A 13,495-nucleotide genomic window follows, 5' to 3' on the forward strand; every position below is an offset into this window, starting at 1 on the left:
CTATTCGGATGACGCGGAAGTTCGCACTAGATTACCGAACTCGCTGCTCGGACCGGTCAATTTCAGCTTTCAAATGAATCCGACAACAAGCGCCGAGATCGCCGCACGCCAAAGCGACCTCAGGATTGCGATGCTGCTCGGCATCGCCAACTGGTTCCTGTTCCTGGACCACATTCCGCAGAACGTGGTCAGCATGCTGACCTTGCGCAACTTCGGATTCAGCGGCGCGACCGACCTGTTCGCATTCGTCGGCGGCTACACCGCCACGCTCAATTTTGCGAGAATTGCGCTCGAGCGTGGCTACCTGGTGGCGGCGACCCGCATCTTCAAGCGCGTGTGGCAGCTTTACGCCGCCTATGTCGTGCTGTTCGTCATATACGTCGAATTGATCAGCTATGCCGCAACCCGGACCGCGGCCCCCGAGATCATCAGCGAGTTCAACATCACCGGCTTCATCGATCATCCGATCCGGACGCTGATCTACGGCCTGTTCCTGCAGGCCAAGCCGCTCAATCTCGACGTCCTGCAGCTCGTCATCGCCGTGATGGCCGTCCAGCCGGTCTTTCTGCTCGGATTGCTGCGTGTGCCGAACCTGACGCTTCTGGCGTCCGTGGCGCTCTATGCGGCCGCGCGTATCCTTGACTGGAACCTGGCGTCGTATCCGGACGGGCACTGGTACTTCAATCCGTTCTGCTGGCAGCTCCTGTTCACGATGGGCGGCTGGTTCGCCCTCATGAGCAAGCGCTACGCACGCGTGATCCGCGCGATGCAGGCCGTTCCGGCGTTGCGCGCCGCGGCCCTGCTGTACCTGCTGTTCGCGCTGGCAATCGTGTCCGGCAGCAATGTCCCGGCGCTTGCCAAGATGATGCCGGGTCCGTTGATCGATACGTTCTTGCCGGACGACAAGGAGAACGTCGCGCCGTACCGGATCCTGCATCTCCTGACCCTGGCGTTCCTGTTCACGCTGCTGGTGCCGCGCGGCTGGGCGCATCTGCATTCCTACGCCCTGCAGCCCCTGATCAAGTGCGGTGAAGAATGGCTGGCGGTCTTTTGCGCGGGCGTGTTCCTCTCGTTTGCGGCCCACTTCATCCTGATCACGGGCCAGGGTTCGCTGCTGATGCAGGTGGTCGTCAGCATCGCCGGCATCCTGGCCATGACGGGCGTCGCTTATTACGTGTCGTGGTCGAGGCAGCAGGACTACAAATCGGCGGTTGGAACAGCCTAATCCACGATCAGGCCTCGCCGCAGCCGCGTCTCGCTGTCGTGCAGGATGGCGCTATCGAGCGCGTTCCGACCGGCCGCGTCGGACGCGCAGGCGAACAAGCGGTAGAATTGTGCGCCGTCATAGGCAACGAGCAAGAGATCGACGCCCGCGTTCAGCGCCTCCACGACCGCGGTGCAGACGTCATGCTGATAGATCGCCCCCATCACCAGATCATCGGTCATCACGATGCCCTGGTAGCTCCATTGCTTTCGAATCAGGCCGTCGATGACCGCCTTGGAATGTGACGCGGGCCGCTCTGGATCGACGGCGTCCACTGCCACGTGCCCGACCATCAGTCGCGCATTCGATGCCGACAGCACCTCGCGAAACGGACGCCAGTCCGTCGCCTCCAGTTCACCAAGCGGCGTATCGAGGTCGGCGCTAAAATGGTGCGTATCGGCGCGCACCCGACCGAGCCCGGGAAAGTGCTTCACGGTCGCCTGGACGCCTGCGGACTCGAGCCCATGGATATAGGCGCTCGCAATCGCTGCGACCTTGGCGGGGTCGTCCGAGATCGCGCGCTGGCCGATCAGCGTGTTGAAATCGAGCCGGTTGCGTGCCGTGTCCGGCCGGAGGTCGAGCACCGGAGCGAAATTGTGATTGACGCCAAGCGAGGCCAGTTCCTGGCCATGGATGCGTCCGAACGCCTCCGCCTTCGCCCGCTGTTGCTCCGGCGCCAGGTCGGCCAGTGTGGCGAGCGCTGGCAATCGCGTCAGCGGCGGCGCCAGATGGGAGACGATGCCCCCTTCCTGATCCGCCGCGACGATCAACGGCGGCAGACCCGCGCTGCGCCGCCTCGCCTGCAATGCGGCGATCTCCGCCTTCAGCGCCTCAGCCGTTCGTCCCGCAACATTGTGCCGCGTCACGTAGACACCCGCGATCAATCCTTTCTCGGCCAGGCGCGCCACCTCGTCGAATGACGTGTAGCCAACGATGAAATGCTGTCCGAGCGACCGCGCCAGCGCCGGCTCGGTCTGCAGGACACGGTGCTTCCGAAATTCAAACGTGCCATGCGCGGCCAGCACCGCGACCGGCGGCAGGCACCACAACACGGTCAGCAACCGTCCCATCCATCCGCGTCCACGCCAGAAGCCCCGGCGGACAAGCACAACCACGGCGGCGACACTCGCAAGCACAAGCAGCAGATTGCCCGTGCCGCGTAACGGCACCAGATAGGGATCGTTGTTGTTGATACCCGCGAACAGGAAAACGAGCCCGGCAATCCAGACCAGAGTGATGCCGATGCGCTTGATGATTTGCATGGAGACAACGGGAGTCCGAGCCGACCGGCATCGTCCGTAGCAGAGCGGATTCGCCGGCGCGAGCGGATAAGCCGCCTCTGCACGCAATCTGCATAACAATCCTGAACTCCTGCTGATCGCGTTCCCGGCATCTGCACAGGCACGGCCCAAGGTACGCCGCACGGCCAGCCGTGGAGCAGACATGGATCTGCACGGCGGCCGCAGCAACGATGTCCTTATTTCCGAGGTCATGATGACAAGCCTTGCACCACCGCAGACCGAGATCGAGAGCCAGCCGAATGACGTGCTGCCGCCGGCCAAGACCGCAGCCGCGCTTGCGCTCGCGGCGCTGGCCGACTGGTTGTTCTATGACCAGCGTCCGGGGATTTCCGTCGTGATTTTTGCAGCCGTATTGGCTTGCATATCGCTTGCCGCCAACCGCGATCACCTCGACCGTCGTCGGTTGCTGCTCGCCGGAACAATTCTTCTGGTCGGGTTAGTGCCGGCCATGGAGGACCTCAACGCCGCTTCGCTGGCCTTCGCGGTTCTCGCGCTCGGCGCGGCGCTGATGCTGACAACCAATCCCTATCTGGATGGTCTGGCCGACGGCGCCGCTTCCATGTTCGATCTCCTTCTGGTCGGTCCGTTCAGACTGTTTCGCGACGCGGTTCGCGCCTTCGACCTGCCGGCAGTCACGCGCGGCTTCGCATTGTGGTTCGTCCCAGTGCTGCTCGGCGGCCTGTTCGTCTTTCTGTTCGCGACAGCCAATCCGCTGTTCGCGAAATGGATCGGCGAGCTGAATCCGGGTGATCCGACCTCCTACCTCAGCATCAGCCGGATGCTGTTCTGGATCCTCGCGCTGGCGCTGGTCTGGCCGTTCCTCCACGTCAAGTGGCGTCGCAGTGTCGGGGTGGCAGCCGCGCAACCGCCATCGCTCACGCAAGATCCGGTCGTGCCCGCCAGGATCATGGACCTACTCGGGACCGGCGCCATCCTGCGCTCGCTGATCCTGTTCAATCTGCTGTTCGCGATCCAGACCGTGCTCGACGCGATCTATCTCTGGGGCAACGGGACACTGCCCGCCGACATCACCTACGCGTCATACGCCCATCGCGGCGCCTATCCGCTGATCGCCACGGCGCTGCTCGCGGCCGGCTTCGTGCTGATCACGATGCGGCCGCGTGGCCCGGCCGAGCAATCGCGGGTCATGCGCGCGCTCGTCTACGTCTGGGTTGGGCAGAACATCCTGCTGGTGATCTCCTCGATGCTCCGGCTCGATCTCTACGTCCAGACCTACCTGCTGACCTATTGGCGGATTGCCGCCTTCGTCTGGATGCTCCTCGTCGCGCTCGGGCTGATCTTGATCCTGACCCGCATCGTCTTGCGGCGTTCGAACGCATGGTTGGTCAGAGCCAACCTGATCAGCCTGACCGCCGTGCTCTATGCCTGCTCGCTCACCAACTTCGGCGCTGAGATCGCCGACTACAATGTCGATCACAGCCGTGAATTCCAAAACAAAGGGTTGGTTCTCGACATGAATTATCTGGTCCAGCTCGGGCCGCAGGCGCTGCCGGCGATCGACAGGGTCCTGCGGCACCGTTACGGCGACTCCGCCCCCGAGCTCCGCTACGCCGACCCTGTCCTTGTCTCCCGCCGCAATTGCCTTGTAGAACAACAGCGCCAGCAGATGGCCTCATGGCGCAGCTGGAGTTTTCGTGGCTGGCGGTTGCAACGCATCCTGGATCGGCCACAGCAGGCTACCGCGTCGGGATCGTGAAGATGCCGGCTTTCGGAGAGTGTTCGTGACGCACCGCATCCTTATCGTCGACGACGACCTGCATATCCGCGAGGTCATCCGCGTCGCGCTCAAGAAGGCCGGCATGAGCGTGGTCGAGGCGCGCGACGGCAAGGAGGCGCTCGTGCGGTTCGCCAGCGAACGGCCGGAGCTGATCGTGCTCGATATCGGCATGCCCGAATTCGACGGCCTCGACGTCTGCCGCGAGATCCGCAAATCCTCCGACGTTCCGATCCTGTTCCTCTCCGCCCGCGACGACGAGATCGATCGCGTGCTTGGGCTCGAGATCGGCGGCGACGACTATGTGACCAAACCGTTCAGCCCGCGTGAACTCGTCGCGCGGGTGAATGTCATCTTGCGCCGGTTGACGCCGCGCGCGGCCGGCGCGAAGCCGGAAGCCGCCGTGCTCGCGAGAGGACATCTTTCGGTCGACCCCGAGCAGCATGTTGCGACGTTCGCAGGCAGCCCGCTTCGCCTGACCGCAATCGAGTTCGGAATCCTGCGCGCCTTCCTGACGCGGCCGACCTCCGTTTTCAACCGCGAGCAGATCATGAGCGCGGCCTACCAGCTCAACATCCAGGTCTCCGACCGCACCATCGACAGCCATATCCGCAATATCCGCGCCAAGCTCGCCGTCGTGAACTGCGACAATGTCATCGAGACGGTGCACGGTGTCGGCTTCAAGCTCGGCCGCTGCGAGCCGCAGGCATGATGTCGTTCCACGCCCGGCAGAAATGGCGGCCGTCGCTCAGCCTCGTGATCTTCACCGTGCTGGCTCTGGTCGCGACACTTCCGCTGCTGGGGCTGTTCTTCTTCCGCCTCTACGACAACCAGCTGATCCACCAGACCCAGGCCGAACTGATTGCGCAAAGCCGCGTGCTTGCCGCGATCTATGCCCAGGACGTCCGGGGACGGCTCGACAGCGGGATCCCGCTCGGCGCCACGGTCCCGCCGGAGGCGCTGCCCGACCCCGGCGACAGGCTGACGCCGATCCGGCCCGCGCTCGATCTCGCCGGCAACGATCTGCTGCGGCGCCGGCCCGATGCGCTGCCGGCCACGAAGCCCGCGGATCCGGCCTATGTCGCGATCGGCGCCCGGCTGATGCCGATCATCCTGGAGACCCAGAAAGTGACGCTGGCCGGCTTCCGGATTCTTGACCCCGACGGCGTGGTCATCGCCGGGCGCCAGGAGGTCGGGCAATCGCTCGCCCATATCGAGGAGGTCGCGACCGCGCTACGCGGCCAATACAGCGCGGCGTTGCGCATCCGTATGCCCGACAAGCCACCGCCGCCGATCTATTCGATCAGCCGCGGCGTCGGGGTTCACGTGTTTTCGGCGATGCCGGTCATCGTCAATGATCGCGTCGCCGGCGTGATCTACACCTCGCGGACCCCGAACAACATCTTCGACCATATCTACCAGGAACGCGGCAAGTTCCTGCTCGCGGCACTGGCGGTGGTGCTGGCGACGATCACGATCGGACTATTGTTCTCACGCACCGTCACGCGGCCGATGCGCGAGCTCGTCGACCGAGCCACGCGGATCGGACGCGGCGACCGCAACGCGTTTCAGCCGCTAAATCATTACGGCACGCGGGAGCTCGCGCAGCTCTCGGACAGTTTCCTCGATATGGCCCATCAGTTGTCACGCCGCTCCGACTACATCGCGACCTTTTCGGCGCATCTGACCCACGAGCTGAAGTCGCCGCTGACATCGATCAGGGGCGCCGCCGAGCTGCTGCTGGATTCGCTGCAAAGCAAATCGGACACGCTGACGCGGACCGAGCAGCAAAGCTTCATTTCGAACATCCTCGGCGACGTCGCGCGGCTCGACGTGATGAGCCAGCGCCTGCGCGAGCTCGCCCGCGCGGAAAGCGCCCCGCAGAACGAGCAGACCCAGCTCGCGACCGTGATCGATGGTCTGCGAAGCCAATTTCCCGGAAGGGCCATCACGGCCAGCGGTTGCCTTGAACGCTCGGTCGGCATGTCCGGCGAAAAGGCGATGATCGTGCTGGCGCACCTCGCCGACAACGCCTTCAGTCACAACGCAAAAACGATCCAGATCGAGGCCGCCGGCGAAGCCTCGGCCATCAGGATGACGGTGAGCAATGACGGAGCCCCGATCTCGGATGCCAATCGCGACAAGATCTTCGACGCCTTCTTCACCACCCGCCGCGATAGCGGCGGCACCGGCATGGGGCTTGCGATCGCGCAGGCGGTCATGGTGACGCATGGCGGCACGATCCGGCTGCTGTCGTCTGGCGAGAGCGTCGTCTTCGAGCTGCGGTTTCCCGCGGTCTGACCGGAGCTAGATCCGCTCGATGATGATGGCCGGCGCCATGCCGCCGGCGGCGCACATCGTGACTAGGCCGCGCCTGAGATCACGACGCTCCAGTTCGTCCAGCACCGTCCCGATCAGAATCGAGCCGGTGGCACCGATCGGATGGCCGAGCGCGATCGATCCGCCGTTGACGTTGACCTTGTTGCGATCGAGCTTGAGGTCGCGGATGTACTTTTCGGCGACCACCGCAAAGGCCTCGTTGATCTCGAACAGGTCGATGTCGTCGAGTGTGAGCCCGGCCTTGGCCAGCACCTTGCGCGTCGCCGGCACCGGCGCGTTGAGCATCAGGGTCGGCGAGTCCCCCATGTTGGCCATCGCGACCACGCGCGCACGCGGCTGCAAGCCATGCTTGCGGACATAATCCGGCGACGCCAGCAGCAGCGCCGCGGATCCATCGACCACGCCGGACGAATTGCCCGCGTGGTGGACGAAGTCGATGTCGAGATCCGGATGCTTTTCCAGGATCAGCTTGCGGTAAGTCGTGCCCTTGTCGTCGAGCGCGTAGTCGGCCACGGCGGGGAATGCCGGCTTCAGCGCGGCGAGACCTTCCATCGTCGTCTGCGGCCGCGGATACTCCTCACGGTCGAGCGCCAGCGTGCCGTCCTCGCGATGCACCGCAACCAGGCTCTTGGCGAAATGGCCGCCGGCGATTGCCGCCGCCGCGCGCTTCTGGCTCTCGAGGCCGAGTGCATCGACGTCCTGCCGCGAAATCCCCTCCATCGTCGCGATCGCATCGGCGCAGACGCCCTGATGCGATTGCGGATGACGCGCGCGCAGGCGCAAATTGCCGTTGTCCATCATGAACGGCCCCTCGCCGCGTCGGCCTTCCATCGACATCATTTCGGTGCCGCCGGCGATCACGAGATCCTCGGAGCCCGCCATGATCGCATTGGCGGCCATGCCGACGCTGGTGATGCCGGAGCCGCAGAAGCGATCGAGCGTGACGCCCGAGGCGCGCACGTCGTAGCCGGCATCGAGCGCCGACATCCGGCCGAGGTCGCCGCTCTGCGGACCGCGCTGCGAGCTGGTGCCCCAGATGATGTCGTCGACATCAGCGGTGTTGATGCCGGTCCTGTCGGCGAGGGCCCGCAGCACGGTGGCGCCGAGCTGCTGCGGATGGATGCCGGCAAGCGCGCCCTTGCCGGCCTTACCGATGCCGCGCGGCGTCCTGCATGCGTCGATGATCAGCGCGTCAGCCATGGCGATTTCCTCTTCGGCAAATTGGTTGCGGCATTTGCCGCCGGTCCGGGATCAAAGTCAATTCGGGGCCGCCCAACCCATCATCTGATGCGCTTTCCGATTGTCCGACCGGAACACAACAGCGGATATTCTGGGCGGAGGAATATGGGCGGGCTTTGACTGTTCGAAATATAGTTCAGCCATCTATCGTCCCTTGTAATTGGGCGTCCGCTTCTCGACGAACGCATTCAGGCCTTCCTGACAGTCTTCGGTCGAGGCGACCACCACGAAACTCTCGGCCGCGTTCTCGACCGAGCGGCGGAAATCGGCGTCGACCGCGCGCATGAAGGCATCGCGGCCGACCTTCATCACGATAGGAGACTTCGCCGCAAGTTTCCGCGCGACATCGCGGGCCCGGTCGAGCGCCGTTCCCTTTGGCACCACCTCGCTCAGCAGCCCCATGCGAAAGGCGGTCGACGCATCGAAGGGCTCGCCGAGGAACAGCGGGCCGAACGCCTGGTGTTTGCCGACCAGCCGGGGCAATTGCACGAAGTGGATCGCCGGAATCAGGCCGACATCGATCTCGGGATAGCCGAAGGTCGAGCCGTCGCCCGCAATGATCATGTCGCAGGAGATCGCAATCGTCATGCCGCCGGCCCGCACCGCTCCGTCGACCGCCGCGATGGTCGGCTTGCCGAGCCGGTATTGCGTGTCGTTCAGCGCGAAATAGAGCTTCTCGAGAAACGCCTTGACCTCGATCGCGGGCTTGCCCCTGACGATGTCGAGGTCGAGACCGGCGCAAAACACCTTGTGCGCGCTGCTGATGACGATGGCGCGCACCGTCGCGTCGTCGCGCGCCTTTGCCAGTGCCGCAACAAGCGCGTCGATCAGGGGAATGCTGAGTGCATTGACCGGCGCGCGATCGAGCACGATCTCCGCGATCTGGTCGGCGACCGAGTAACGAACGAGATTTGTGCTCATGATGTCTTGCCTTCCGCTCTCCCGGCTTGCCGTACAGCGCCAGACCGCAGCAGGCCGTCGATCTCCGCAGCAACAAAGCCGGCATCCGAGAGGACGGCGCGACTATCCTGTCCAATGTCCGGCGCCGGGCAGAGGTGGTCCTCCGACAGGCTCGCGATCCCCGGCGTCCGCGGCGTGTAGACCGCACCGACGCCGGGCGTCTGCTGGCAGACCGACGCCTTGGTCGCCTCGACGTGCGAATTGCGCAGCCATTCGCCGGGACTGAGGATCCGCTCGGCGATGACGTCGGCAGCATGCAGCCGTGTCAGCCAAGCCTCCGTCGGCTCGGTCAAAAACACCTCGCGCAGTTGCGGGATCAGCGCGTCGGCAGCATCGGCGCGGCGGGCAAAATCGGCGAACCGCGGATCGCCGGCGAGATCGTCGCGGCCGATCGCGCTACACAGGCGCTTGTACTGCGGCTCGTTGACCAGCGTCACCATCATCCAGCCGTCCTGCGTCTGGTAGGTGCCGGCCGGCACGTTGAGCGCGCGCGGCGCGCCGCCCTCGAGGACGAACTCGGCGACCTTGTGCCCGAGCAGCGCGGACGTCGACTGGCAGAGATTGACATCGATCCAGCGCCCGGTGCCGACGGTCGCGCGCGCAAACAGCGTCGTCGCAATCGCCTGGAACGCATACACGCCGGTCACGATGTCGGAAATGGTGGTGCCGACCCGATGCGGAACACCGTCGGTTCCGACGTTGATCGAGACCAGCCCGGAAAACGCCTGCGCAACCGAATCGGAGCCGGGTCGTTTGGAATACGGCCCGCTCTGCCCGAAGCCGCTGACCGAGAGATAGACCAGCCCGGGATTGTCGCGCGACAGGCTTTCGTAGCCGAGCCCCAGCCGCGCGGCGACGCCGGGCCGAAAGCCCTCGATCAAGACGTCGGCTTCCTTCGCCAGCCGCTGCGCGATCACGATGCCGTCCTTGTGCTTCATGTCGAGACATAGGCTGCGTTTGCCGCGGTTGTAGACCGCCGACAGCGTCGTGTGATTGCCGTAGGTCGTGCCGAGATAGCGCGACCAATCGCCTTCCGGCGGCTCGACCTTGATGACGTCGGCACCGTAGACCCCGAGCAGCATGGCGCAATAGGGCGAAGCGATCCCCTGCCCGAAATCGAGCACCTTCAGGCCCCGATAGGGTGCCTCATGCGTCGGCATTAGCTTGCCCGCCATCCATCCTCCCATCTAAAGACCCTTACAGCGCCAGGTAGCGCTGCCGGATATTGTCGTTGGCCTTCAGCTCTTCGATGGAGGATGTGTAGACGATCTGGCCCTTGTCGATAACCGTCGCGTGGCTCGCAAGGCCAAGGCAAAAATGCATGTTCTGCTCGGCGATCAGCACCGTGGCACCGGTGCCGCGGAGCTGCCGCAGCAGCTCGCCGATGCGCTGCACGATGATCGGTGCCAGCCCCTCGCTCGGCTCGTCCAACAGCAGCAGCACGGGATTGCCCATCAGGGTACGGGCAATCGCCAGCATCTGCTGCTCGCCGCCGGAGAGCCGGCCGGCGATCCGGTGCCGCAACGGCTCGAGCAGCGGAAACACATCGTAGACGCGGCGGATCGACCATTCGTCCTCGCCGTCCGGTCCCTTCTTCTGCCCGATGACGAGATTGTCCTCGACGGTGTGCTCGGGAAAGATCTGCCGATCCTCCGGCACGAAGCCGAGCCCGGCACGGGCGATGTGATGCGGCTTCATCCCCGACACGACGCGGCCACGCAAGCTGACCTTGCCGCGGCGCGCCGGCGTCAGCCCCATGATCGCCTTCATGGTGGTCGACTTGCCGGCGCCGTTGCGGCCGAGCAGCGCCATGGTCTCGCCCTGGCGGACCGAGAACCCGACGCCGAACAGGATCTGGCTGGTGCCGTAGTAGACGTCGAGATCGTCGACCTGCACCACCGGCTGCGCGCTCATGCCACCGCTCCCGCATGGTCCTCGCTGCCAAGGTAGGCCTCGATCACGGCATCGTTCCTGCGGATCGCATCCGGCGTCCCGGTTGCAAGGATCCGGCCGTAACACAACACCACGATCTCGGGCGCAATCTTGAACACGATGTCCATGTCATGCTCGATGAACACCACCGTGATCTTCTGCGTCTCCCAGAGCTCGCGCACCTTGTCGATCATGCGCCAGCGCTCCTCGGTGCCCATGCCCGCGGTCGGTTCGTCCAGCAGCAGCACCTTTGGGTCGAGCACCAGCGCGAGCGCGATATCGAGCAGCTTCTGATCGCCATGCGACAGCGTTGCTGCGGTCCGGTCGCGCTTGCTGGCAAGGCCGAGCAATTCCATCGCGTGCTCGGCGCGGTCGCGGGTCTCGGCCAGCGGAAACCGCCGATGCATCACGCTCGCCCGGCGCTGGTCGGCACCGACCGCGGCCAGCATCGTCTCCTCGACCGTCAGTGACGGAAAGATGCTCGCAACCTGGAAGGCGCGGCCGATGCCGTGGCGCACGATCTCGGGCGGCGTCTTGCCGGCCAAGTCGACGCCGTTGAGCAGGATCTGCCCGGCATCCGGCCGCAGCGCGCCCGTGATCAGATTGAAGAACGTGCTTTTGCCGGCGCCGTTGGGACCGATCACCGCGGTGAGCGAGCCGTCGGCGAAATCGAGCGAGACATGGTCGGTCGCCTTGACGCCGCCGAAGGATTTTGAAAGCTCGCGGATCTCCAGCATGGCTAGCTCCCCGCCCTGCCGCGACGCTGCGCGATCCACTCGACGACGAAGTCCATCAGGCCCTTGCGCAGGCCGATGGCGAAGAACAGGATCACGATGCCGAGCACGATGCCGTGATACTCGGTCAGGCGGGTGACGGTGTCGTTGAGGAGCAAGAACAGCACCGTGCCGGCCATCGGCCCGAGAAAGGTGGTGACGCCGCCCAGCATGTTGATGAAGATGCCCTCGCCCGAGATCGTCCAGTAGGCGAATTCGGGGTAAGCGCCGGACACGAACAACGCCATGATCATGCCGCCGGTCGACGCGAACAGCGCGGCCAATACGAAGATGGTCAGCTTCGCGCGCCAGACATCGATGCCGATGAAGCTCGCCCGCGTGGCGTTGTCGCGGATCATGCGCAGCGTGTAGCCGAACGGCGATTGCGCGATCTGGCGCATCAGCAACAGTCCGATCACCAGCAGCGCGCAGCTCGTGATGTAGAGATGCAGATGGTTCGACAGGTCGATGCCGAGGAACGGCGGTCGCGGAATGCCGCCGCGCAGCCCCTGGTCACCGCCGGTCAGTGACTGCCACGACAGGATGGTCGAGTGGATCAGCATCTGGAACGCCAGCGTGACGAAGGCGAAATAGATCTCCTTCAGCCGCACGCAGATCGCGCCGATCGCGACGGCAACGACAAAGGTCATCGCCAGCGTCGCGATGAAGGCGACCGGGATCGCCACGCCGGTCTTCTGCATCATCAGGCCGAAACCGTAGGCGCCGAGGCCGAAGAACATGCCATGGCCGAACGAGATCAAGCCGGTGTACCCAACCAGAAGATTGAGCGAGGTCGCGAACAAGCCGTAGGCGGCGCAGCGGATCACGAAGTCGAGCAACTGCTTGCTGCCGAACAGCATCGGCAGCAGCGCCAGCACGACGAAGGCCGCGAGCGCGATCAGCAGATCGCGATAGCGCTGCGGACGGGCGTCGATTCCGTGGGCCCGGAGGGCCCGCGCGTCCTGCCCGGCCTGCAATTCGGTCATGCGACCTCCTTGCCGAACAGGCCGGTCGGGCGCGATACCAGCACGATCACCATGAAGAGATACATCAATCCTTCGGTGAACAGCGGGAAGCCGAGCGAACCGAACGAGCGGATCAGGCCAATCAGTAGCGCGCCAATCAGCGCGCCCAGAATCGAGCCCATGCCGCCGATCACGGTGACGATGAAGGACTCGATCAGCACCGAGAAGCCCATGCCCGGCGTCAGCGAGCGCACCGGCGCCGCCAGCGCGCCCGCAAGCCCCGCCAGCAGGCCGCCGAGCGCGAACACGCCGCCATAGATCAGCCCGGTGTTGATGCCGAGCGCGGACACCATTCCGGGATTTTGCGCGGCGGCGCGGATCACCTTGCCGATCCTGCTCCGCGCGAGACCTAATCCGAGAATGACCGCGGCAGCGAGCGCGACACCGATCAGCAGCAGATAATAGGGCGGCACCACGCCGCCGGCGACGAACAGCGGCGGCACCTGGAAGGCGGCCGGCATGCCCATCGAGCGGAATTCCGGCCCCCAGATCATGCGGACGACGTCGTCGAAGATCAGCACGAAGGCGTAGCAGACCAGCAGTTGCATCAGCACGTCGGCGCCGTAGACCCGGCTCATGAAGGCGCGCTCGAAGATCAGGCCGAGGATCGCGGTGCCGACCGCGCCAGCCAGTATCGCCAGCGCAAAGCTACCGCTGAGCTGGTAAGCAGTCATCGCGAAATAGGCGCCGAACATGTAGAAGGCGCCGTGGCTGAAATTGACCACCTTGAGCACGCCGAAGATCAGCGTCAGCCCAACCGCGACGAGGAACAGCAGCATGCCGATGATCAGGCCGCTGGTGGTCTGCGTCACCAGGCAAGCGGGACTGGCGAGGCAACTGACGAGCGCGTCGAGGTCCACGGGACATCATCCATCAAGGCGGCCGTCACGCCGGCGCGCAACAAAAAATCAGCGAAGGACACGAGG

Annotated in this window: 12 protein-coding genes; 4 read left to right on the plus strand and 8 right to left on the minus strand. The window is 64.8% G+C overall.

Annotated elements, in window-relative coordinates; all coding sequences use genetic code 11:
* Nucleotides 1-73 precede the first annotated feature (73 nt).
* Entirely contained in the window at nucleotides 74-1,225 is a 1,152-nt protein-coding gene (locus tag IC762_RS25550; RefSeq protein WP_195784969.1) for an OpgC domain-containing protein, read from the plus strand.
* Here the strand turns inward: IC762_RS25550 and IC762_RS25555 are convergent.
* On the minus strand, nucleotides 1,222-2,526 hold the full coding sequence (locus IC762_RS25555; protein WP_195790276.1) for a glycoside hydrolase family 3 protein: 1,305 nt from the start codon (nucleotides 2,524-2,526) through the stop codon (nucleotides 1,222-1,224). The genes IC762_RS25550 and IC762_RS25555 overlap by 4 nt on opposite strands.
* Nucleotides 2,527-2,707: 181 nt before the next feature.
* On the opposite strand from IC762_RS25555, the gene IC762_RS25560 reads away from it, so the two are divergent.
* Genes IC762_RS25560 through IC762_RS25570 form a run of 3 tightly spaced genes read left to right on the plus strand, consistent with a single transcriptional unit; the run spans nucleotide 2,708 to nucleotide 6,601 of the window.
* The gene (locus IC762_RS25560) at nucleotides 2,708-4,282 is read left to right on the plus strand and encodes a DUF4153 domain-containing protein (RefSeq protein ID WP_246801234.1); all 1,575 of its coding nucleotides are present in this window, start codon (nucleotides 2,708-2,710) and stop codon (nucleotides 4,280-4,282) included.
* Nucleotides 4,283-4,307: 25 nt separating this feature from the next.
* Nucleotides 4,308-5,012, plus strand: a complete 705-nt coding sequence (locus tag IC762_RS25565) for a response regulator transcription factor (RefSeq protein WP_195784970.1) — start codon at nucleotides 4,308-4,310, stop codon at nucleotides 5,010-5,012.
* Nucleotides 5,009-6,601 carry an ATP-binding protein gene (locus tag IC762_RS25570; RefSeq protein WP_195784971.1) on the plus strand — a complete coding sequence of 531 codons (1,593 nt, stop codon included), beginning with the start codon at nucleotides 5,009-5,011 and terminating at the stop codon, nucleotides 6,599-6,601. Before IC762_RS25565 ends, IC762_RS25570 begins: the two co-directional genes overlap by 4 nt.
* Nucleotides 6,602-6,607: 6 nt before the next feature.
* Here IC762_RS25570 and IC762_RS25575 read toward each other — a convergent pair whose 3' ends face one another.
* From IC762_RS25575 to IC762_RS25605, 7 genes are all read right to left on the minus strand, one after another.
* The gene (locus tag IC762_RS25575) at nucleotides 6,608-7,840 is read right to left on the minus strand and encodes an acetyl-CoA C-acetyltransferase (protein WP_195784972.1); all 1,233 of its coding nucleotides are present in this window, start codon (nucleotides 7,838-7,840) and stop codon (nucleotides 6,608-6,610) included.
* Nucleotides 7,841-8,023: 183 nt separating this feature from the next.
* Nucleotides 8,024-8,800, minus strand: coding sequence for an enoyl-CoA hydratase/isomerase family protein (locus tag IC762_RS25580; protein ID WP_195784973.1), 777 nt, complete (start codon nucleotides 8,798-8,800; stop codon nucleotides 8,024-8,026).
* Nucleotides 8,797-10,014 (minus strand): CaiB/BaiF CoA transferase family protein, encoded by a 1,218-nt coding sequence (locus IC762_RS25585; RefSeq protein WP_195784974.1) that lies wholly within the window; start codon nucleotides 10,012-10,014, stop codon nucleotides 8,797-8,799. The genes IC762_RS25580 and IC762_RS25585 overlap by 4 nt, the downstream gene beginning before the upstream one ends.
* Before the next feature lie 22 nt (nucleotides 10,015-10,036).
* A complete protein-coding gene (locus IC762_RS25590) occupies nucleotides 10,037-10,753 on the minus strand; it encodes an ABC transporter ATP-binding protein (protein WP_195784975.1) in 717 nt (238 codons plus the stop codon).
* Nucleotides 10,750-11,508: an ABC transporter ATP-binding protein gene (locus IC762_RS25595; protein ID WP_195784976.1), complete on the minus strand. Its 759-nt coding sequence runs from the start codon at nucleotides 11,506-11,508 to the stop codon at nucleotides 10,750-10,752. The genes IC762_RS25590 and IC762_RS25595 overlap by 4 nt, the downstream gene beginning before the upstream one ends.
* Nucleotides 11,509-11,510: 2 nt before the next feature.
* The gene (locus IC762_RS25600; protein ID WP_195784977.1) at nucleotides 11,511-12,530 is read right to left on the minus strand and encodes a branched-chain amino acid ABC transporter permease; all 1,020 of its coding nucleotides are present in this window, start codon (nucleotides 12,528-12,530) and stop codon (nucleotides 11,511-11,513) included.
* A complete protein-coding gene (locus tag IC762_RS25605; RefSeq protein ID WP_195784978.1) occupies nucleotides 12,527-13,429 on the minus strand; it encodes a branched-chain amino acid ABC transporter permease in 903 nt (300 codons plus the stop codon). Before IC762_RS25605 ends, IC762_RS25600 begins: the two co-directional genes overlap by 4 nt.
* Nucleotides 13,430-13,495: the final 66 nt, after the last annotated feature.

The sequence above is a fragment of the Bradyrhizobium genosp. L genome (assembly GCF_015624485.1).
Classification (GTDB): Bacteria; Pseudomonadota; Alphaproteobacteria; order Rhizobiales; family Xanthobacteraceae; genus Bradyrhizobium.

Coding starts and splice junctions, on each gene's coding strand:
- IC762_RS25575 (WP_195784972.1), bottom strand. CDS start 7,840: ATGGCTGACGCGCTGATCATCGACGCATGCAGGACGCCGCGCGGCATC.
- IC762_RS25555 (WP_195790276.1), bottom strand. CDS start 2,526: ATGCAAATCATCAAGCGCATCGGCATCACTCTGGTCTGGATTGCCGGG.
- IC762_RS25595 (WP_195784976.1), bottom strand. CDS start 11,508: ATGCTGGAGATCCGCGAGCTTTCAAAATCCTTCGGCGGCGTCAAGGCG.
- IC762_RS25590 (WP_195784975.1), bottom strand. CDS start 10,753: ATGAGCGCGCAGCCGGTGGTGCAGGTCGACGATCTCGACGTCTACTAC.
- IC762_RS25550 (WP_195784969.1), top strand. CDS start 74: ATGAATCCGACAACAAGCGCCGAGATCGCCGCACGCCAAAGCGACCTC.
- IC762_RS25585 (WP_195784974.1), bottom strand. CDS start 10,014: ATGGCGGGCAAGCTAATGCCGACGCATGAGGCACCCTATCGGGGCCTG.
- IC762_RS25570 (WP_195784971.1), top strand. CDS start 5,009: ATGATGTCGTTCCACGCCCGGCAGAAATGGCGGCCGTCGCTCAGCCTC.
- IC762_RS25600 (WP_195784977.1), bottom strand. CDS start 12,530: ATGACCGAATTGCAGGCCGGGCAGGACGCGCGGGCCCTCCGGGCCCAC.
- IC762_RS25580 (WP_195784973.1), bottom strand. CDS start 8,800: ATGAGCACAAATCTCGTTCGTTACTCGGTCGCCGACCAGATCGCGGAG.
- IC762_RS25560 (WP_246801234.1), top strand. CDS start 2,708: ATGGATCTGCACGGCGGCCGCAGCAACGATGTCCTTATTTCCGAGGTC.